General features: G+C 68.1%; 22 protein-coding genes. 15 read left to right on the top strand and 7 right to left on the bottom strand.

Annotation, left to right across the window (positions count from 1 at the left end):
• Positions 1-25 precede the first annotated feature (25 nt).
• The 12 genes from RIN18_RS05570 (at position 26) to RIN18_RS05515 (ending at position 8,890) form a co-directional block, all read left to right on the top strand.
• Positions 26-643, top strand: a complete 618-nt coding sequence (locus tag RIN18_RS05570; RefSeq protein ID WP_309102963.1) for a hypothetical protein — start codon at positions 26-28, stop codon at positions 641-643.
• Entirely contained in the window at positions 643-1,260 is a 618-nt protein-coding gene (locus tag RIN18_RS05565) for a hypothetical protein (protein ID WP_309102962.1), read from the top strand. Before RIN18_RS05570 ends, RIN18_RS05565 begins: the two co-directional genes overlap by 1 nt.
• A gap of 112 nt (positions 1,261-1,372) precedes the next feature.
• Entirely contained in the window at positions 1,373-1,660 is a 288-nt protein-coding gene (locus tag RIN18_RS05560; RefSeq protein ID WP_309102956.1) for a WXG100 family type VII secretion target, read from the top strand.
• Between the two features lie 194 nt (positions 1,661-1,854).
• Positions 1,855-2,190: a hypothetical protein gene (locus RIN18_RS05555; RefSeq protein ID WP_309102961.1), complete on the top strand. Its 336-nt coding sequence runs from the start codon at positions 1,855-1,857 to the stop codon at positions 2,188-2,190.
• A gap of 20 nt (positions 2,191-2,210) precedes the next feature.
• On the top strand, positions 2,211-3,527 hold the full coding sequence (locus RIN18_RS05550) for a putative T7SS-secreted protein (RefSeq protein ID WP_309102960.1): 1,317 nt from the start codon (positions 2,211-2,213) through the stop codon (positions 3,525-3,527).
• Positions 3,524-4,147, top strand: coding sequence for a hypothetical protein (locus RIN18_RS05545; RefSeq protein ID WP_309102959.1), 624 nt, complete (start codon positions 3,524-3,526; stop codon positions 4,145-4,147). Before RIN18_RS05550 ends, RIN18_RS05545 begins: the two co-directional genes overlap by 4 nt.
• A complete protein-coding gene (locus RIN18_RS05540; protein ID WP_309102958.1) occupies positions 4,144-5,016 on the top strand; it encodes a hypothetical protein in 873 nt (290 codons plus the stop codon). Before RIN18_RS05545 ends, RIN18_RS05540 begins: the two co-directional genes overlap by 4 nt.
• The gene (locus tag RIN18_RS05535; RefSeq protein WP_309102957.1) at positions 5,013-5,687 is read left to right on the top strand and encodes a hypothetical protein; all 675 of its coding nucleotides are present in this window, start codon (positions 5,013-5,015) and stop codon (positions 5,685-5,687) included. Before RIN18_RS05540 ends, RIN18_RS05535 begins: the two co-directional genes overlap by 4 nt.
• Positions 5,688-5,803: 116 nt before the next feature.
• Positions 5,804-6,091: a WXG100 family type VII secretion target gene (locus tag RIN18_RS05530; protein ID WP_309102956.1), complete on the top strand. Its 288-nt coding sequence runs from the start codon at positions 5,804-5,806 to the stop codon at positions 6,089-6,091.
• A 148-nt stretch (positions 6,092-6,239) separates the two neighbouring features.
• A complete protein-coding gene (locus RIN18_RS05525; RefSeq protein WP_309102955.1) occupies positions 6,240-6,554 on the top strand; it encodes a hypothetical protein in 315 nt (104 codons plus the stop codon).
• Positions 6,535-8,223 (top strand): alpha/beta hydrolase, encoded by a 1,689-nt coding sequence (locus tag RIN18_RS05520; RefSeq protein ID WP_309102954.1) that lies wholly within the window; start codon positions 6,535-6,537, stop codon positions 8,221-8,223. Before RIN18_RS05525 ends, RIN18_RS05520 begins: the two co-directional genes overlap by 20 nt.
• A 31-nt stretch (positions 8,224-8,254) precedes the next feature.
• Entirely contained in the window at positions 8,255-8,890 is a 636-nt protein-coding gene (locus RIN18_RS05515; RefSeq protein ID WP_309102953.1) for a hypothetical protein, read from the top strand.
• A 31-nt stretch (positions 8,891-8,921) separates the two neighbouring features.
• On the opposite strand, the gene RIN18_RS05510 is transcribed toward RIN18_RS05515, so the two are convergent.
• On the bottom strand, positions 8,922-9,392 hold the full coding sequence (locus tag RIN18_RS05510) for a recombinase family protein (protein WP_309102952.1): 471 nt from the start codon (positions 9,390-9,392) through the stop codon (positions 8,922-8,924).
• Between the two features lie 54 nt (positions 9,393-9,446).
• Positions 9,447-10,436: a malate dehydrogenase gene (locus RIN18_RS05505; RefSeq protein ID WP_309102951.1), complete on the bottom strand. Its 990-nt coding sequence runs from the start codon at positions 10,434-10,436 to the stop codon at positions 9,447-9,449.
• Between the two features lie 113 nt (positions 10,437-10,549).
• On the opposite strand from RIN18_RS05505, the gene RIN18_RS05500 reads away from it, so the two are divergent.
• Positions 10,550-11,425 carry a neutral zinc metallopeptidase gene (locus RIN18_RS05500; protein ID WP_309102950.1) on the top strand — a complete coding sequence of 292 codons (876 nt, stop codon included), beginning with the start codon at positions 10,550-10,552 and terminating at the stop codon, positions 11,423-11,425.
• Between the two features lie 124 nt (positions 11,426-11,549).
• On the opposite strand, the gene RIN18_RS05495 is transcribed toward RIN18_RS05500, so the two are convergent.
• The 4 genes from RIN18_RS05495 to RIN18_RS05480 all read right to left on the bottom strand — a co-directional run bounded on the left by RIN18_RS05495 (position 11,550) and on the right by RIN18_RS05480 (position 15,789).
• The gene (locus RIN18_RS05495; RefSeq protein WP_309102949.1) at positions 11,550-13,328 is read right to left on the bottom strand and encodes an aldehyde dehydrogenase family protein; all 1,779 of its coding nucleotides are present in this window, start codon (positions 13,326-13,328) and stop codon (positions 11,550-11,552) included.
• Positions 13,329-13,399: 71 nt separating this feature from the next.
• On the bottom strand, positions 13,400-14,770 hold the full coding sequence (locus RIN18_RS05490) for an MFS transporter (protein ID WP_309102948.1): 1,371 nt from the start codon (positions 14,768-14,770) through the stop codon (positions 13,400-13,402).
• A gap of 218 nt (positions 14,771-14,988) precedes the next feature.
• Positions 14,989-15,252, bottom strand: a complete 264-nt coding sequence (locus tag RIN18_RS05485) for a glutaredoxin family protein (RefSeq protein WP_309102947.1) — start codon at positions 15,250-15,252, stop codon at positions 14,989-14,991.
• An 81-nt stretch (positions 15,253-15,333) separates the two neighbouring features.
• On the bottom strand, positions 15,334-15,789 hold the full coding sequence (locus tag RIN18_RS05480; protein WP_309102946.1) for an adenylyltransferase/cytidyltransferase family protein: 456 nt from the start codon (positions 15,787-15,789) through the stop codon (positions 15,334-15,336).
• A gap of 144 nt (positions 15,790-15,933) precedes the next feature.
• On the opposite strand from RIN18_RS05480, the gene RIN18_RS05475 reads away from it, so the two are divergent.
• The gene (locus tag RIN18_RS05475; RefSeq protein ID WP_375163497.1) at positions 15,934-17,142 is read left to right on the top strand and encodes a glycosyltransferase; all 1,209 of its coding nucleotides are present in this window, start codon (positions 15,934-15,936) and stop codon (positions 17,140-17,142) included.
• A gap of 83 nt (positions 17,143-17,225) precedes the next feature.
• Complete coding sequence (locus RIN18_RS05470) at positions 17,226-18,248, top strand: glycosyltransferase family 4 protein (RefSeq protein WP_309102944.1); 1,023 nt, start codon at positions 17,226-17,228, stop codon at positions 18,246-18,248.
• 27 nt (positions 18,249-18,275) lie between these two features.
• Here RIN18_RS05470 and RIN18_RS05465 read toward each other — a convergent pair whose 3' ends face one another.
• The gene (locus RIN18_RS05465; protein WP_309102943.1) at positions 18,276-20,273 is read right to left on the bottom strand and encodes a glycosyltransferase; all 1,998 of its coding nucleotides are present in this window, start codon (positions 20,271-20,273) and stop codon (positions 18,276-18,278) included.
• Positions 20,274-20,418 lie beyond the last annotated feature (145 nt).

The following is a 20,418-nucleotide window of genomic DNA, read 5'->3' as shown; positions in this document are numbered from 1 at the left end:
CGCGATCGCGTGGAAGACTGAGACGATGAGCAGTCTTCGCGAACAGCTGACGGGAACGTCAGGAACGGTCATCCCGCCGTACCGGATGCTGCTGCCTCCGGGATGGGAGGCGTACGACCTCAGCGAGACGACGGAGCGAGAGCTGATCCAGCGCGCGAGCGCGAGGTTGCAGGCAGCACAGAATCCCGCGCTGGCGCCGGTGCTCGCCGGCCGCGTGCGAGAGGTCCTCGACCAGTTGCGTGCGCGGAAGGGCTTCGCGTATGCGTTCGCGGGCGACGCCGCGCCGTCGTGGGCGATCGGGGCGGCGACGCTCATCGGGCTCAAGCGCATCTCCTCGCCGGAAGCGACCCTCGATCAGCTCGTGGAGCGGGCGATCCGTCACCACGATGCGGTGCCGATCGGTGAGGGCGAGAAGATCGTGCGGTGGACCGAGCGCCGCCAGGTCTCCGTCGACGGCGAAGACGTGGCCTCCTTCTTGATCAACTACCTCATTCCGATCCCCGGCACGAAGCGCACAGAAGCGGTGCAGTGGACGGCCACCGTGTCGCATGAAGCGGATATGCCCGCCGATCACCCGAACCTGCTTGTCTGGCTGGCCCTGTTCGACACGCACGTGAGTACTTTCACCTGGACGGTGCGCTGATGGAACTGAAACTCGAATACGACCCCAGCCGGATCATCCCGGTTCCGTACGAACAGCGCACCCTGGACGGGCACACGGACTGGGCGCATCGCACCGCCGTCGACTTCGTGCAGGCCGCCGAATTGCACGCGGACGTCACGGCTCGCATCGAAGACGCCCTCACGACGCTTGCCGGAGAGGCCGATGACGACCGCCGCGTGGCGCTCGTCGTGGGTATGGACGGGGCCGTCGTCGCTCCGCTGATCATCGCGGCCAGCCTTCGGGAGCTCCCCCGCCAGGAGCAGGCGGATTTCCTCTGGTCGAACACCGCCATACTGCCGGCGACGCCTCGATTGACCGAGACCGACGGCTTCGGTGTCGGTTTCTCGGCAACCCTTGCCCAGCGAGAACACGGATACGACTTCGCGACCAGGCGGTGGATCTTCTTCGGTGAGGGAATGACGGTCTGCGCGATGCTCGGGCCGGTCGTGCCGTACGGCATGGCATTCGTCGAGCCGTTCGCCGAGTCGCTGCTCGTCGCCTCGTCTCTCGAGGGATTCGTCCCGAAGCAGGACCGCACGCGTGTCGATGAGCTGGTCTCCGCCGTCGTCCGCCCCGGCGATGACTGGCAACTCTAGCCCGACCCCGGTGCATGGGGAGTTGTCCCCATCGACGCGGGGGATCCCCTGTCCGTAGTGTGGAGCTATTCGGGCCGGAGGGGTCCGGTTCGACAATCGTGAGGGAGTGATGATGGCTGATTTCGGTGCATCTTATTCGGAGATGGAGCAGGTGGCGTCGTCGCTGTCGCAGGCTCGTGATGACATTCAGGGGCAGCTCGACACGCTGAAGGGTCAGGTCGACACTCTTCTGGGTGAGGACTTCAAGACGCAGCACGCGTCGGGCAAGTTCGGTGAGGGTTATGGGGAGCTCACCACGGGTCTGAAGACGGCGGTGGACGGTATCAACGACATGTCCGAGTCGCTGCTGGGCATGATGCGTGCGATCCAGGACCTGGATCAGCAGCTCGCCGGCGGCTGACCGGCTGCGCAACGCTTCACGGAAGGGGTCGACCACGATGGTCGGCCCCTTTCTGCACGCCCCCAGCCACTGGAGGGACCGCCCGGTCGGTGCGTCACGGCGCGGGATGGGCAGATCTCCCCATCGACGTCCGCGACGCGGATCCCTAGAGTCGTCGGTGGCGACCACACCTCTCAGAGATCACGGAGTGCATGATGACCGGTCCGGGCGTGAAGATCCCGATCACAGAGCTGCAGACCCTGAGCGACAAGCTGAAGGCGATCGTCTCCGAACTCGGAGAGGCCTCGTCCCGGCAGAACGATGTCGAGGACGCAGTCGGCACCCCCTACGGTGACGCGAGACTGAAAGATCGCTGCCACGACTTCGAAGGGAGCTGGAACGACAGCCGCGACAAGCTGCTGACCAAGCTCACCGAGGTCTCGAGTCGAGTCGCCGGCACGATCGAGGAGTGGGGCAACCTCGACCTCGAGATGGCGAAGTCGACCGAGAACTCCGGCGGCAGCGGACAACCCAACGGCTCGCAGCCGTAACCAGCGAAGCGGAGACGAACGTGCAGACGAAGGATGGGCACCCGGTCGAGGTCGTCAGTGGCCGGCCTGACGAGATCATGGCGCGGGGGGAGCAGATCCACCTGCTCGGAAGAAGCATGCAGGACGCTGCGACCACCCTCGGCGGCCTCAAGGACGGCACGATCGTGGGCGTGGGCGGCTCGGTGGACAAGATCAAGGAGACCGTCGGAGACGTCGTCGGCGACCTCGATGAAGCGGGTCGCCGATACGAGCCCGCCGGTACCGTGCTCAAGGACTACGCCGCAGCACTCGAGACCGCGCAGACCCATATGAAGACGATCGTCGCCGACTGCGAGGAGAGCTTGGCGGCGCTGAGCCGCGCCGAGGACGAGGCGTCGAATGCCGCAGAGGCGCTGACGGCCCATACGCAGTCGGTGCGTGACAACCCGCCGGCCCCTGATCAGGCTGACACGACGACGGCGACCGGGCAGACGCTCTCGGGCGAGGCCACGAGTGCACAGAACGCCCTCGGTACGGCGCAGCGTGAGCACGACGGCAACCTGTCGCGCTTCGAGACGGAGTACGACACCTGGGAGCGTGCGTACAACAAGGCCGTCGACGATCTCGAGGATGCGAACAAGATCGGCGAGGACTCGAGGTGGGAGAACATCGCCGGAGTGCTCGCGGTCATCTCGGATTGGGTCGGCTGGATCGGCCTCGCACTCGCCGTGCTCGGTCTGATCATCGGCGGCCCCTTCTTCGCCATCGCCGCACTCGTCGTCGGCGTGATCGCGCTGGCCCTGACCGTCGCGCTCATGTTCGACGGCCGTAAGGGCTGGGGCGACCTCGCCTGGTCGATCGTCGGCATCCTCCCGATCGGCAAGCTCGGCAAGGTCTTCTCGGGCAAGGCGAAGTTCGTCGACGAGTTCGTGAACCAGTTCCGCAATCCGGTTCAGCAGATGCGCGGGATGCGGAACTTCGCCGACTCGGGGATCGACTACGCATCGCGCGGCTTCCGGCAGTACTACGCCGGCGCAGCCGGCGTGCGTCGCCACGGCATCAATCCCGTCACCGGCTTCGTGGACGGTGTCACCGAGCGGCTGCTGTTCGGACCCGGCCGATCGTTCTCGGTCGCCTTCCACGAGAGCGTCGACTCGGCGGGTCCCTACTTCCAGAACCTGCTCAAGCAGTCGCTGCCGAAGGGCCTGCAGAGTGCGGCGGACGCGCCGTCGTTCTCGACCTGGGAGGCGACGTGGAACGTGTACCGGTGGGCTGATCGCGGTGTCTCGGTGACCACGAACGGCAAGCCGTCCGGCACCGTCTCGCCGTCCGGCCTCCTCAACGGGCTGCTCGGATGACCGCATCCTCGCCGCTCCCCTGGGATCTCCGGTACGACGCGGCCCAGTTCGTCGCGATCCCGAAGACCACGGATGCCGAGGCGGCCGAGGCCTGGATCGCGGAATGCCTCGACCGGTACGGCGTGCAGGTCGATCAGTCGCCGGCCGGCGCCCAGCAGATCTCCGACACCGCCCGGATGCTGCTCGGCAACGCGCGCCCCGGTGCCGCTCAGCTCTGGTTCGCGCCGCCAGGGATCTACAGCGACGTCCTGGTCAACATCGCGGTCGAGTCGTCGGCCGGCCGCCCCAGCAGCGAAGAGCTCTTCGCCGAGGTCGAGTACTCCACCGCGGTGGACGTGACACCGTTGCGCACCGAGACGCATGGTGTCGGCTATGTCGTGCGCTGGGGTGTTCTGGTGGGTGCCGAAGCCGAAGCCGAAGCCGAAGCCGATGCCCATGCCGGTGCAGATGCCGCGCAGGGCGGGATTCTCGTCGAGCACTGGACCGTCTTGCTGAACGACGGCACATGGACGATCCTGATGGATGTGCTCGGTACGACGCTCCCCGTCTTCCTGCTGTTCGAACAGCAGCTCCCACAGCTGATCCTCGGCATCACGGTCCCGAAGCCCGTCACCGTATGACCTCGCTGCGCGATGTGATCGCACACGAGGAGTCGGTCCTGGCGGGATCGGCCCGGCTGCGGAGCATCCACGCGGATGCCGTGCGGCGCGGACGAGCGTCCGTCGCTGCGGTCATGGACGAGAGCGGCGACAGCGACGATGCCGAGACGCGCCTGCATCGGCTGTACGCGCAGACTCTCGAGGAGTACGCCGCGCGGGTGGATCGCGAGGTTCCAGAGGCGGATGCCCGCACCTGGCGCGATCTCGTCTCCGCCCTGCCCGGGGATGCCTGGCACGACCTGCTGCGCACGCACGGTGCGGCGGGAGCAGCTCGGCTGCTCGAGGCGATGGATCTCGCCAGGAACAGAACCGTGCCGCCCGCGGCTCTCGATGCGGCTCTCACCGCAGCGGCGAGAACATGTGTCTGCGGCTACGCGAAGACGGGGACGCTTCCGAAGCGGCTGTGCCAGGCATGCGCCGGTGCGGTCGGGGCCGCGTGGGTGGCGGAGGAGCAGCGCCTTCTGCAGCGGGCCATGACGCTTCAGGCCGAGGTCGGGCGCATTCTCGACGAGGCGACGTCGGCGATCGCCGATGCCCGCTCGCGCGGCGAGGACGCGTACGGGACCGAGCAGGTGGCCCTCGCCCGCACGCGCCGGAAGCTCGCACGCGCGAACCGGCGTCACCGCGAGGAGAGGTCGCGTCTCGACGTGAGCCGGTGGAAGGAACTCGCCGGCCTCGCGAGACGGGCGTCGATGCCCGCCATGAGCGCGGAGGCTCGTCGTGCGCGCCATCGGCTGGGCATGGCGCAGCTCGCGAGGCTCGCCCTGCACACGAACCACGACGTCCAGGCGCGTATGTCATCGCGCGCACGAGAGCGAGGAACATCATGAGCGATCTGGGCGTCGACCTTCGATACGGCATCCCACCCTTCCGGTTCGCGATGCCGCCCGGATGGGTGCAGGTCGCTCCGACCGAAGCGACGAAGCAGGACGAGCTGAAGCAGGCGAGCGCGATCTTCCGCCGCGCCGGCCGCCCCGACCTCGAAGCGGAGTACCGCGCGATGATGGCGCAGGTCAGCGAGGGGATGCGCCGCACCAAGGTCTTCGCCGTGTACCGGCAGCAGGACGTGCCGATGGAGGAGCTGCTGCCGCTGTCGATCACCGCATCCGCGCTCAGCGGCACGGACGGCGACAACCTGGACCAGTGGGTGGCGGACGCCTTCCGGCTGCGCGGAGCGGAGTATCTGAACGAGGACATGAAGCACATCGTGCGCTGGGTCTCGGAGCCCAAGCGCCCGCAGGGTGCCGTTGCGATCGCCGGCGTGGGCGGACGAACGATCACCTATCTCATCCCGGTCCCCGGCACGGGGCGGAGCAAGGCGCTCGTCTTCACCTCGACAATCGTCATTCCCGAGGGAGAGATCATCCCCGAGGACTCCCTGCGTGGCATCGAACTGCTCAGCGATGCGATGATCTCGACGTTCGCGTGGGAGAAGCTGGTCGAAGAGCCGGTTGTTCCCGATGGGCCGCCCGCGGCGGAGAGTACCCCGTCTCCGTCGTGACGCGCGGGCGCGTTGATGGGGAGTTGTCCCCATCGACGTGCCGACGGCGACATTGTTAGGTTGTACGTGGCGGGCCGGGGTGGTCCGGTTCAATCGACTTTTCGCAGGGAGTGATGATGGCTGATTTCGGTGCATCTTATTCGGAGATGGAGCAGGTGGCGTCGTCGCTGTCGCAGGCTCGTGATGACATTCAGGGGCAGCTCGACACGCTGAAGGGTCAGGTCGACACTCTTCTGGGTGAGGACTTCAAGACGCAGCACGCGTCGGGCAAGTTCGGTGAGGGTTATGGGGAGCTCACCACGGGTCTGAAGACGGCGGTGGACGGTATCAACGACATGTCCGAGTCGCTGCTGGGCATGATGCGTGCGATCCAGGACCTGGATCAGCAGCTCGCCGGCGGCTGAACCGGCTGCGCAACGCTTCACGGAAGGGGTCGACCACGATGGTCGGCCCCTTTCTGCACGCACAGGCGGCGCCATGGGGATTTGTCCCCATGGCGCGGGTGGTCGCCTCGTCGGTAACGTACAGGGAGCAGCACCGGGGGGTATGTGAATGTCGGATGTCGAGATCGACAAGGCAGCGCTCGAGGGCGCGATCGCGAACATCACTCTTTCGCTCGGCACCTACGTCGTCTACGCGAACGACATCTGGGCACGTGACACCGGCGTGGGCAACCCTGCGGGTCGCACCGGGCTGCGGGTGATGCTCGAGAATGCGCTCGGACAGGCGACGCTCGAGGCTCGCGCTCACCATCTCGCGGGTACCGCGATCGCCGATCGGCTCCAGAGCATCAACGACTCGTTTACCGAGCTCGATGTGTCGATGACCAGCGGGTGGGATGCGCACTATGTCGCTGATCTCGCCTGATCGCGGGTGGGTGCTCGAGGAGATCGAGTTCGACTCCGGAGCGCTCGAGAGCATCCATTCCGACATCGCGGCCCTCATCGACGAAGGAGGCAATGCGCAGATCGTCCTCCGCAACGTCGACGGCGGGCTGGCCGGACGAGGCGAGAGCATCACGGTCGTGCAGAGCGAATCCGGCGCTCTGGCCGGCCGCATCCAGCCGGCGATCGCGACCCTCGGCCGCATCGCCGATGTCGTGCGCGCGTACGGCGAGGCCGTGGCGCAGCACGCGAAGGCGGCCAACGATCTGATCGACGACATCGAAGCGGCGCACGCCGTGAAAGAGTCGGCTGCCGCCGCGCTCGCCGATGCCGCGTCCACCGAGCAGCAGTGCACGCAAGACGATGATGCGCTGACCCGCGCGACTGCCGAGCAGGGCGTCACCGACGCCGAAAGCGCCCTCACCACGGCATCCACCACCCTGGCCGACCTCTGGGAGCGCTGGGAGGCGTCCTACTCGCTGTGGGACGAGGCATATGGGGCCGCCGTGGCCGCGCTCGTGCGCTCCGACGGAACCACCCTCAGTGCGGCCACGCTGTCAGCGATCGATGCGCTGGCGAACGCCGACACCCCCGAAGAGGTCGCCGAGATCTGGAACGGTCTCACGGATGCCCAGCGCGACGCGCTGCGGCGCACCTACCCGGGTTTCGTCGGCAATCTCGAGGGCGTGCCGTACCTCGACCGGTTCCTCGCGAACCGAGCCGCGTACGACCGGGTGATCGAGGACGGACCGTACGGCGAGCCGCTCGACTCTCAGCTCGAGGACCTCGGAGCCGAGCTCACCGATTTCGACGGCCAGCTGCTGATGTTCACGCCCTTCGAACACCCGCAGGCGACAGCGGCGGTCATGTACGGCGTGCGGATTCAAGACGAGAACGGCAACCCGGTCGACCCTCTCGACGGCATCACGAACGTGAACGTGCTCGTCGGCGGGATGTTCTCGGGCCTCGGCGATCTCGCGTCGTGGGGACAGAGCGCGAGGGACCTCAACACCTTCGCCGGAGCCTACGGCGACGGCGTCAACTCGGCGACGATCGCCTGGTATGGATACGACTCGCCGAACCTGCTCACCGAGCACACGATGGGAAGCGCGACAGAGGGTGCGGCCACGCTTGCTCGTACCCTCGCCGGGTTGAACAATGAGGTCTCCTCGAGCGTCTCGACATCGGTGATCGGTCATTCGTACGGGAGTACGACGGCCTTCCTCGCTGTCGGCGGCAACCCGGGCAACCTGGGCGTCGACAATCTGATCGCTGTCGGCTCGGCCGGTGTGCCCGACGGCTACCACGAGTTCTGGACCGGAGATGACCCGATGGACTACTCCGGTACGCAGGTGTACGCCTCTCGAGCGCCGTGGGACTTCATCGCCCGCTACGGCGAGGTCAGCTCGTTCGGACACGGTACCGATCCCGAAGACATCCCCGGCGCGGTCAGCTTCGAAAGCGACGGCGGCGAGGTGCCGAGCCTGAACGGCGGGACCGAGGACGGACTCGGCACCCCGGGCCACGCGGCCCACGACGGCGGCAACAGTCTCTGGGGATGGTGGGAGGAGGACAACGGCTACCTCGCCCGCGACTCGGAGTCTTTCCGTAACATTGCCAACATCGTGGCAAACGGCGAACCGTTGAACTGAGCCTGATGAACGAGGCGGCAGGGGAGTGCAGATGACGAAGCGCTGGCGGCTATCCGCCGCTCTGGCGGTGCTGGCGCTCGCCCTCACCGGGTGTGCGAAAGAAGGAGACGGAATGGCGATCCCCACAGGCGAAGAACTCGTCGCACAGGCCGAGCAGCACTACAGGGACTATCGCAGCGTCACGAACGAGGTGCAGGCGCGCATCTTCGACGGACCCTGGCAGGTCGAGACCGCCTCGTTCGGCATGCAGCCCTCAGCGGCCGGCTGCTCGGATGAGTCCTACAAGTTCGACCTCGCCCGCACGACCCGCGTGGACCCCGAAGCACATGACGCCGCGCGTGAAGACGTAGCGACGTACCTCGCGGATGCCGGGTACGACGTCGAGAGCAAAAACCTCGGGTCGGGTGAGGCGAAGTCCACTGACGTGATCGTCCGCGAGCAGGGGGATTTCTCTCTGCTGATGGTGACGTTCATCGCCAACGGCAACGTTCTCGTGACGGCGACGACCAAGTGCTGGCCGGGCGACCGCCATGAGCTCAGTGACCTGATGTTCGGCGGCGTGACGCTTTCGGAGGGTTATCTGCCTCGAGAAGAGTCGCCCAGCGATCCGCTCTTCTTCGGGGTCACTCCCGGCGAACCGGCGTTCGGCCCGACGCCGGCGCCCTGATCCGCCCGCATCGCGCGGGATCGGCGATCGTCTAGCGGGCCAGGTCCGCGAGGTGGCGCGCCTCGTGGTTCAGGACTTTCACGATGATCCCGCGGCGTCGCAGCTCGGCGACCGTCCGCGACTCCTCTTCGGGGTCGCGTCCCAGCGCATGGCTGTTGGCGACGACGAGCACATCGCCCTTGCCGAGTGTGTCGATGAGCCGGGCCAGCCGGTCGCCCCAGCTTTCGAGGATGTCGGGCGCCGGATGCCGGAACCCTTCGATCGGCACTCCGAAACGCGTCAGATCCTCGCGCTGCTGAACCACCGGTGGCATCCCCTCGCGTGAGACGACCAGGCCGACCAGGCGCGACCCGTCAGGACGGGCGAGCCAGAAGTTGCGATTCTGCTGCAGTTCGGTGAAGCACTTGGGGCATTCGGCTGCCGCGTGCGGCAGATGAAGAGGGCTGGTCAGCGCCTCATCGACCGTCGCACCTGCGGTCGTCCGGTCTGTCACATCGCTCATCTGCATACCTCCAGCATCCATTGTGCCCTGCGGCTGCGCCGAACGGTGACCGGTTCAGAGCAACCCGAGTGCCCGCACCGCCTCGCGTTCGTCCACGAGCTCCGCGACAGACGCATCGACGCGCGCTCTCGCCCACTCACTCAGCTGCAGCCCCTCGACGATGTGCCATTCTCCGGCAGCCGAACGCACCGGGAACGACGAGATCAGGCCCTCGGGAACGCCGTACTCGCCGCGTGAGACGACGCCGGCGCTCGTCCAGTCGTCGGTGCCGTGCACCCAGTCGCGGACATGGTCGATGGTGGCGCTCGCGGCGGAGGCCACGGACGATGAGCCGCGCACCTCGATGATCTCGGCGCCTCGCTTTGCGACGCGCGGGATGAAGGTGCTCTCCAGCCATTCCGGCACGTCGCCGACGATTGCGGCGAGGGCTTCCGAGATGGGAAGACCGTCGACGGTGGCATGGGAGACATCCGGGAACTGCGTCGCAGAGTGGTTGCCCCAGATCGGTACTCGCCGCACGCTTCCGACGCGTGCGCCGAGCACGTGGGCGAGCTGCGCCCTGGCACGGTTCTCGTCGAGGCGCGTGAGCGCGGTGAAGCGCTCTGCCGGAACGCCGTCAGCCGACGACGCCGCGATGAGGGCGTTCGTGTTCGCCGGGTTGCCGACGACCGTCACCCGCACATCGGATGCGGCGTTGGCGGCGATCGCTGCGCCCTGGGGTCCGAAGATGCCGGCGTTCGCCGCCAGCAGGTCTGCACGCTCCATGCCCGGCCCTCGAGGACGTGCTCCGACGAGCAGGGCGAGGTTCGCCCCGTCGAATCCGACGGCCGGATCGTCGGTGACCTCGACGTGTTCCAGCAGTTCGAACGCGCCGTCCTGCAGTTCGAGGGCGGCGCCCTCCGCAGCCCCGAGACCCTGCGGGATCTCGAGCAGGCGCAGTCGCACCTTCTCGTCCGGTCCGAGCATGTCGCCGGCCGCGATGCGGAACAGCAGAGCGTAGCCGATCTGCCCGCCCGCACCCGTGATGGTGATCGTCGTCGTCATGCTCCGAGCCTACGACCGTTCGGGACGCCCGGGCATGGGCGATCCGTTTACACGACATCCGTCGGCACCGCCAGCCCACCGTCGCCTGACACGCCCCGCAGTACCCTCGTGGCATGACCTTCAACCCGGACGCAGACATCTCGGGCAACACCACGCGCCGGCGCGGACGCAACGCCGCGATCGCCGGCGGCGGAGTCGGCGTGCTCGGCATCATCGCCCTTCTCGTCGGTCCCCTGTTGGGGGTCGATCTCACCGGCCTGCTCGGCGGCGGCGCGCCCAGCGGCGGCAGCGAGCCGGCGGGTGGATCGATCATCGAGAACTGCCGGACCGGCGAGGACGCGAACGAGAATGTGGACTGCCGCATGGCCGGTGCCCAGGTCGCGCTCGACGAGTTCTGGGAGGGCGAGGTCGAGGGATACGTGCCGCCGCAGATGATCGTCGTCGACGTGCAGACCCCGACGCAGTGCGGCACCGCATCGAACGCCGTCGGACCGTTCTACTGCCCGCCGGAGCAGGCCGTGTACATCGATCCCACCTTCTTCACGTTGATGAGGCAGCAGTTCGGAGCGTCGGCCGGTGACCTCGCACAGCTGTACATCGTCGGGCACGAGTGGGGGCACCACATCCAGCACATCGTCGGCGACATGGAGAGGCACCCCGACAACGGCACCGGGCCCGGCAGCAACGGCGTGCGCATGGAACTGCAGGCCGACTGCTATGCCGGAGCGTGGATCGGGCGGATGACCGAGGAGACGGATGCCGACGGCGATCCGTACCTGTTGGCACCGACCGAGCAGCAGGTCGCCGATGCGCTCAATGCCGCCTCGACCGTCGGCGACGACCACATCCAGGAGCAGTCCGGGGTCGTGAACCCGGAGACCTGGACGCACGGTTCGAGCGAGCAGCGGGCCGGGTGGTTCGCCGACGGCTACAAGAACGGGCTCGGTGTCTGCGCCGAGGCGTTCACCCGCAGCGAGGACGCCATCTAGCCGCGGCTCGGTTCCGATTCGCGGCCGCCGGTCGCCGGCCCTCTGGGAGGAAAGAAGACAGATGCCGGTTCTGGGACACCAGAACCGACATCTTCCTTCTTCCACGCTGAAGCGCGGGGCAAGTTCAGGCGCGGAGCGCCCGCAGCAGGGTCTTCACGAGTCCCATGAGGCCGCCGGTCGCCCGGAAGCGCGTGAGCCCCTCGCTGACGACGGCACCGGTACGCGATGACACGAACCACGGCGGCTTCGGCAGGATGCTCAGTCGTCCGCCGCCGTTCACGATCGGCAGCGACCGCGGGAACGGGCGGAAGGGACCGCGCAGGACCGAACGCTCGACGTGAGCGAGAAGCAGGGCATTGTGTACGACGCCGATGCCGCTTCCCACGTCGGCGATCGATCCGCCCGGGAACGCGCCCCACGTGAGTGTCGGGGTGATGAACCCGAACGCGGTCCAGCTGTTGATGGCGATCGACCCGTAGTGCAGAGCCGCGACCGCGCGCTCGAAACCAGAACCGAGGGAACGCTCGGTTGCCGGGTCGATCAGCAGGTTGGCGCCCAGTGTGCCCTGCAGCTCATCGTTGGAGTAGGCGACGGCCGCGTCGAGGAACTCCTGCCCGAGACCGGGCAGCTCGACGACGCCGAGCACGGGGGAGAAGTACTCCGTGGTCTGCAGGGCCGCCGCGTCTTGCCCGGAGTCGATCTCGACGAGAAGGCGATCGCCCAGCACGAGGGCGTCGGGGTAGGAATCCGTCGCCGTCTGCATGCGCGCGGACGAGCCGGGGTACCAGGTCGGACGCTCCGGGGCGTTGGCGTAGGCACGTCGAAGGGCCGCCCGGAAGGCATCGGCCTGCGCCCAGTCCGAGGAGAGGATCACCACCTGCCCCGCGATGCAGTTGTGCCCGGAGTTCTGCAGGCGCATCGTCGCGATGTGCTCAGCCTGGAAGGTGATGTCGGCCGTCGTCCATGCTCCCGGGACGACGATGATGGGCGAGACCCCTCCGAGTTCGGCGGTGATCGGTTTCTTCAAAAGGGGGCGGTTTTCGCGGCGTCGGCGCTTGGCGGGTGCTCCCGTGCCCCAGACGATCGCGTCGAACGTCGCCGCAGACCCCGTGATGTGGACGTGAGCCAGGTCGGGGTGGCCGGTCAGATATGCCCCGACCTCGGGTCCGCCACGGACGATCCGCAGCAGCCCGGGCTCGATGAGAGGTGCGAGCGCGCGCTTGTACACCGGAACCAGGGCGTCCTGTGTCGGGTTCACCTTGAGCAGCGCGGTGCGGTTGTGCGCGAGCAGCTCGTAGAGCACGTCGAGGACGGGGATGGCGGTGACGTTGCCGGCACCGAGCACGAGGCCGACGCCGCCCGTCTCGGCCGGCGTCTGCTGCGACAGCCCGGCCGTCGCACGTGCGGCGTTCGGAGTGATGCCCGGTTCGAGCCAGACCTCGCCGGAGTAGCCCGAAAGCAGGAAGCGGTCGATCGCGGTGAGGGGGAACGCGTGCACACGGACACGGCCACCGGGCGCGCGGTCGATCCGCACGCCGTCGAGCGGATTGATCCCTCCGGCGATGCGAGACAGGGTCCCGATGTAGGCGTCGAGAGCGCCGAGCACGCTGTACGGGCCGCTGAGCCACTCCTCCCCGCGCAGGGGGTGCTCCCGATCGAGTCCCTTCGAGACCGCCGCCGTCGTCGCCCACTCCTCGGCGGCCGCCGCGACGCTCGTGCGCACAGATCGGAGAAGCGTCGCGCGCTGCTCGACGGTGAGGCTCGCCCACACCCCCGCACCGGTCCGCAGGGCGGCGACGTCCTCATCGAGCCGGGAACGTGCCGCCCCATCGATCGCGGCCGTCGCCTCGGCTTCGGCATCGGACCGCGCGGAGCTCGCGGCAGGTGTGGTCGCAGAAGTCATCGACGTCTCCTTCGGGCGGGGTCCCAGCTTATGCCGCACCGATGGCGGCGGCCATGGCGGTCAGGGCCGACTCAGACCTGCTCGATGTCTTCGCGGCGAAGACGGTAGCCGCGCAGCACGAACAGGCTCGCGACCATCAGAAGTGCAGGAAGGATGCTGAAGCTGAGCACGATCCCGGTGATGGCGGCATCCGGCTGCTGCGTCTCGGTACCGGCGACGGTCGAGACATACCCGGTGGCGGCCAGGGTGAGTGAGACCGCCGTCGCACCGAGCGCGAAGCCCACTGTCTCGCCTGCAGTCCAGATGCCGGTGAACGTGCCCGCGTGTCCGGCGCCGTGCGTGCGCTCGTCGTGCGAGATGACATCGGGGAGCATGGCCATCGGCAGCGATTGGAGTCCGGCGTAGGCGACGCCTGCCACCGCGACGCACGCATAGATCCAGACGCCGGGCGTCCAGACTGCGGGCGTGATCGAGGCCGCGGCCCCGGCGAACAGCACGCTCGCGACCGCGAATGCGCGCTCCTTGCCGGTTCTTTGCGCGATCTCCGTCCAGGCGGGAGTCGCGAGCAGAGCGGGTGCGACCAGGGCGATGAACACGAAGGTGACGGCATCCTCGGATCGGAGCACCCAGGTCGCGACGTATTGCGCACCCGCGAGCATCGTGCCGGTGGCGAGGGCCTGCAGCAGGAAGGTGCCGAGCAGGGCGCGGAAGGGGACGCTGCGACCCAGCGCGCGGAATCCGGAGAGGTACTGCTCGCGCACGCCGACGGAGGTGACCGGCACGACCGCACGCGCTTCACGGTCGGAGCGGGCGGTCCGTGCCGCGATGAGCATGCCGACACCGATGAGCACGCCGGATGCGATGCCCATGATGAGGTAGCCGGCGACCGGGTCGGCGCCGGCGTCACGCAGCGCCGGGCCCCCGGCTCCGAACAACAGGATCGAGGCGGTGAGCACGACGACGCGCCAGCCGAGAAGACGGGTGCGTTCGTCGTAGCTGCCGGTCAGTTCGGCCGGAAGTGCTACGTACGGCACCTGGAAGAGGCTGAACGCCGTCGCGGTGGCGAGGAACGCGAGAAGGACGCAGGTCGCTGCGGCGACCGGCCCCCATGACGGGGGAACCGCGAAGGTGAGCGCGAAGAACAGCGGGAGCGACAGTGCGCCGGTGATCATCAACCCGCGTCGCGATCCAGTGCGGGCCAGCTGTCGATCGGATGCCGCCCCGATCAACGGGTCGATGACGACGTCCCAGATCTTCGCGACGGTGACGATGAGACCGGCGGCGAGGGCCGCGACGCCGAGGTTGTCGGTGAGGAAGTACGTCAGCACGAGCCCGGGGAGCGTCGCGTAGCCGCCGGTTCCGAGCGAACCGACCGCGTAGAGCGCGATCGTGCGAGAGGAGAGGCGGACGGATGCGCGCTCAGGCCGAGCGTCGGTGCTCATGGCGCCAGTGTAGTGGCGGGCGCCGGCGGGAGAGCACGCCTTGTGCCAGACTGCGCAACGCGCCTGAGGCACCGCATTCCTCGCGAGACATCATGCGTGGCCTGGTGTCTCACCCGAGACGTGGTGTCTCACCCGAGACGTGGTGTCTGACGCGAGGCGGGGTGCCTCACCCGAGGCGTGGTGTCTCACGCGAGGCGCGGTGCCTCACACCCGCGCGGTCAGATGAGCGCCAGCTCGCGCAGCTTCGACTCGACGTCGGCGTTCGTCGGCTCGACGTGGTGCGAGGCATCCGGATACACCACGACAGGGATGTTCGTGCGGCCCGAGATCTCCTTCGCGACATCCGCCGCCGCAGGCTCCGCGACCAGATCGATGTAGGTGTATTCGATGCCGAGCTGATCGAGTTGCTTCTTGGTGCGGATGCAGTCGCGGCACCAGTCGGCGCCGAACATCGTGATGCTGTCGGAGGCAGGAGAACTCATGCTTCCAGCGTATGCCCGCGCGACAGGGCGAGCGCTGGGAGGCGGCTGAGCGCGCTTCGTCCCGCCCTCGAGCGCGTTCGATCAGCGGGATGCAAGTGCCGGTGCGCTGTTCGCACCCGCGGTGATCGCGTCGAGTGCGCGACGCAGCGACGAGCTGGAGGTGTGCGCGGTGTACGGGAAGTACACGACCTCGACCCCGACCTCGGCGAACTCCCGTTCCAGTCGCAGCCCCTTGTCGGTGCCGCGCCAGTCGTCACCCTTGAAGAAGTGGGTGAACTGCACGTCGCGCCACGAGTCCATCTTCGACGGAGTGGTCTCGACATAGACGTCGTCGACGAACGAGATGTGCCGCACGATCTCGGCTCGTTCGGCGGTCGGGATGACCGGTTCGATCCCCTTCACCTGGCGCAGCATCTCGTCGCTGACGACACCTGCGATCAGGATGTCGCAGTGCTGCTTGGCGTGGCGAAGTAGATTCAGATGCCCGACGTGAAACAGGTCGAAGGCTCCGACGGCATAGCCGATACGCGTCCCCATGATCTCCCCAGATCAGTGTTCCCCAGAAGCGGATCCCCATCCGCTGTGCGACTCCCACAGCCGCACCGGGTCAGTCTAGCGGATTCGCGGCTGCGCCGCAGGCGGTCAGCCGCTCTGGCGCGGGAGCACCGCCGACATGGAACGATGGACTCGATCACAGCGTCAGAGAGGGCACACGTGGGGACAGCGGTCACGGTCATCGTGCCGACCTTCAACGAGCGCGACAACGTCGCCGAGCTCGTCGCGCGCACCACGGCCGCGCTGCCCGGCCGGCTCGCCGAAATCCTCTTCGTCGACGACAGCGCCGACGGTACTCCCGTCGAGGTCGAGCGCGTCGCCGTCGATGCCGCCGTGCCGGTGCGCGTGATCCACCGCACTGCGAACACCGGCGGCCTGGGCGGCGCTGTCGCTCTCGGACTCGCCGAGGCAGCATCCGACATCTGCATCGTCATGGACGGCGACCTGCAGCATCCGCCCGAATTGCTGCCCCGGCTGCTGGAACGCCACGCTCAGGGCGATGCCGATGTCGTCGGGGCCTCGCGCTACGTCGGCGGCGGTGATTCACGGGGACTGGGAACGAGGATGCGCTTCGGCGTCTCGCGGGCCGCCACCTGGCTGACCAAGGCGATGTTCCCGCTGCGACTGTCACGCAGCACCGACCCGATGACCGGTTTCTTCCTCGTCGACCGCCGACGCATCGATCTCTCGACGCTCCGGCCGCAGGGGTTCAAGATCCTGCTCGAGATCCTCGCCCGCTCCGACATGCGCATCGCCGAGATCCCGATGGAGTTCGGCGAGCGTCGGCACGGCACGTCGAAGGCGACACTGCGCCAGGGTGCGACCTTCGCCGCTCACCTCGCCCGCCTGCGCTTCGGCAAGATGTCGCTGTTCGCCATGATCGGCGTCATCGGCGCGATCGCGAACCTGGCCATCATGTGGCTGCTCACCACCCTCGGCATGGACTACGTCTGGGCGGCCATCATCGGAGCGGCGGCGACCATCGTCGGAAACTTCGCGCTGCAGGAGCGGTTCGTCTTCGGCGACATGCGAACGAATGCCCGCGGCCTCGGCGCCCGCTTCCTCACGTCGGTGACCTTCAACGGCGTCGAGGCGGCGCTGCGCATCCCGCTGATGGCGCTGATGGTCGAGACATGGCACATCTCGAGCATCTTCGCGACGGCGCTGTCTCTCGTCGTCGCGTTCTTCGCGCGATTCCTGTTCCACTCGCTCGTCGTCTACGCACCCCGCAGGCGCAGGGGGACGGATGCCGCCGGCGAGCCACCGGTCGACACTGCCGCTCAGCGAATCATCCGCGCGATCGATGCGGAAGCGATGCGGCCGGGGGAGCTCTAAGGAGCGCGCCGGGGGATCCGCTTCGGGATATCTCCGCGATCCTTTCTCTTGCGACGGGGCGCGGGGAGGTCCATAGTTGGCTCGTGGCCTCCGAGGGTGGTTCCTCCCTGAGTCTCACCTGGGCGCATCGTGCCGAACAGTCGGCGCGCGCCTGGGAGCGGAATCACGCCAGGGGAGAGGTGCCGAGCATCTGGCCCTACGGCCTCGACGCCTTGCGCGATCATGCCGCCGTCGATCTGATCGATCTCGCGCCGCCGGGCCGCGTCGCTCGGGTTCGCGCGCGATTGGCGATGGGGCCGCGGCCCGTCGATGGCCTCGCGCTCACCTGGGATGAGAACACGGCCTATCGGATGCAGACGACCCATCCCCGGACCCGATTCGCCACCGGGGTGATCTGGCTCACGGACATGATCCAGGGCGGGGACGTGCCGACTCGACTGGTCGCGATGCTGAAGCGAGCGGAAGCAGCGTGGGTGCTCAGCGAGGCGCAGGTCGAGCCACTCCGAAAGGTGCTGGGGCGAGGATCGACACGGGTGTTCGCGGTGCCGTTCGGCGTCGACAGCGCATTCTTCGTCCCGAAGCCCTATCCGGCGCGGCCGCGCATCGTGAGTGTGGGGAACGACAGGGATCGCGATCCCGTCACCCTCTACGCGGCGCTCGCGCGCCTGCTCTCCGCCCGCCCGGGAACCGAAGCGGTGGTGCAGACCCGGTCGGATCTCGCCCCGCCGCAGGGCGTGCAGGTCGTCCGGCACGTGCCGCACGCGGAGCTCCGCGACCTCTATGCGACCGCGAGTGTGGTCGTCGTGCCGACCAGGCCGAACCTGCATGCCTCCGGGATGACCGTCGCGCTCGAGGCACTCGCCACCGCCCGTCCGGTCGTCGTCACGGACACGCCGGGCATGCACCAGTACGTGAGCGAGGGGCGCACCGGCCACCTCGTCCCGCCCGAGGATCCCGCTGCGCTCGCGCTCGCACTGCTCCGACTGCTTGATGACCGGGAACACGCCGCCGAACTCGGACAGAACGGCCGGATCGAGGTGGAGCGACACTTCACGACGCAGATCATGGTGGCATCTCTGGTGCGCGGGCTGCTGCCCGCGGCATGAGGACGGGCCCGGGGCGGCCGGCGTGCTCTAGTGCTTCGAGCCGCGTCGTTTGACCTGCACAGCCGCGCGGAAAGCCTCGGCGTGCGCGCGGCCGGCGTCGGCCCAGTCGCGACGGGAGAGGTCGGGCGAGCCCGTCAGCGTGGTCGCGGCACGCCACGCCTCGACGACCGTCGGCGCGTCGAGATCGCCGTCGTACATGAGCACCCACTCCTGGCCGACCTCGCGTCCGAGAGCCTCATTCGCCTCGTTGCGGGGGACGAGTACCGGACGGTCCATCGACAGTGCGGCGAGGACGCTGCCCGAGTTGTGCATGAAGCGGTACGCCAGCACGATGAGGTCGGAAGACGTCGCGAGCTGGACGAGCTCCGCGTCGCTCAGGAAGTCGAGGTGCAGTCGGACGCCGGGGAGGTCTGCCGTGCGCGCCCGGAGATCGTCTCCGAGCTCGGGGGTGGATGGGCGTCCGCCGATCCGCAGGCTCAACGCGGGTTCGACCGTGACGGCTTCTGCGTAGGCGTCGATGAATCCTTCCAGCCCCTTGTAGCGGCGGACTCCCCCGAACGACCCGAGCTGCCCTGGCACGCGCTCCGCCCAGGGGAACTTCGCGTACCAGCCGCGGTAGTCGCCGTGCAGGATCAGGCTGTGGGGTGTGCCGGGTGCGAGCGGAGTCGTCTCGTTGATGACGATTCGGTAGTCGGTGTGGCGATCGATGAACCTCAGCAGCCACAGTCGCGGCGCGTTGTCGTCGGGGAGCTCGATGTTGTGCACGGTGCGCACCACGGCGATCCGACGGGACAGGCGGTGCCGGAACACGAGCGCTGCGGTGAGGAGGAACTTGCCCGTGGACTTCCACCAGGTCGAGCCGTGCAGCTTCGCCTCCGGCCAGTGCCAGTGGAAGACGTCGTAGCGCCCGAACAGCGCGGTGCCCCAGGAGAAGCGCAGACGCGTGAGGCCCTCTGTGGAGCCCAGCGCCTCGTCGAGCATCTTGTTGTACGGGTTCGTCGTCGGACGCGGAGCGCCCAGCGACTGCATCACGCGGACGGTCGATCCGGGATCGGTCATGGTCGTGTCATCCTCCGATGGGCGACGGTACTCGTCGTAGCGACGGCCGAGGGAGGCGGCGATCGTGCCGCGGCCGCGGTGCACGAGGCGGGTCCCTCTGGCGTGGTGGGTGATGTTCGAGGTCAGGGCTCCGAAGGCCCTCCGCAGGCCGCCGACGACGATCCGAGCGACGCCGCCCACCAGGGCCTGCAGACGCAGGACGCCACGACGGACTTTCCCCTCGGCCAGCTGCAGCTGGATGCGGGTGCCGGCGTTCGCGGAGCTGAACGCGCGCTGCGCCGCCCAGGACCGGCTCAGGCGTGCGGCGACGACGAGGTCTTCGGTCTCCGACTCGTTGCACCACACGATCAGGCCGCCGAGTCGGGCGAGCTGTCGTGAGAAGAGCGTGTCCTCCCCGCCACCCAACCCGAGGGACGGATCGAAGCGCAGGCCGAGCCGCCGGATGGACCGGAGGTCGAGCAGCAGGTTGCCCGCTGCGGCCACCTGCAGCACGGTGCCCGTCTGCCTGGGCGGTCGCCGGAACGTTCCCGATGCGAGCAGCCAGGGATCGACGTCCTCGTCGAAGACCGAGATCACGCGTCCCATCACCGCGTCGGCGCCGTGATCCCGCCAGACCGAGATGAGCGAGGAGAGCCAGGCCTCCCGGGGGATCTCGTCGTCGTCGATGAAGGCCACGAGATCGCGATCGGCGCATTCGTCCAGGATGCGGTTGCGAGCGGCGGCGATTCCGGCTTCGGCCTCGACGACGTAGCGGACAGGGAGATCTGCTCCTGTGGCCACTTCTCGGGCCGAGCCCGCTGGATCGTTGTCGACGACCAGCACGTCCACCGTGATGCCCAGGTCGACGCACTCGGCGATGCGCGCGGGGAGCGTCCGCAGCAGAGCCTCCAGAAGCTCCGGTCGCCGGTACGTGGGTACGCCGATCGTCACAGCGATCGTGTCGCTCGAATCCGGTCCCCTGGTCATCCGCCCCATCCCCATGGCAGTCGCGCGCCTCGACTCCGGCGCCGGCTCATCGTATCGTGAACCCCTGAGACCGGCATCCGGAGCCTGCTCTCGCGTATAGTCGTTGTCCTGGGAGTCGACGTCGGTCGCGACTCTGGGGAATTCG

The sequence above is a fragment of the Microbacterium sp. genome, assembly GCF_031179285.1.
Lineage (GTDB): Bacteria > Actinomycetota > Actinomycetes > Actinomycetales > Microbacteriaceae > Microbacterium.
This window is presented reverse-complemented; position numbering and strand designations above follow the sequence as displayed.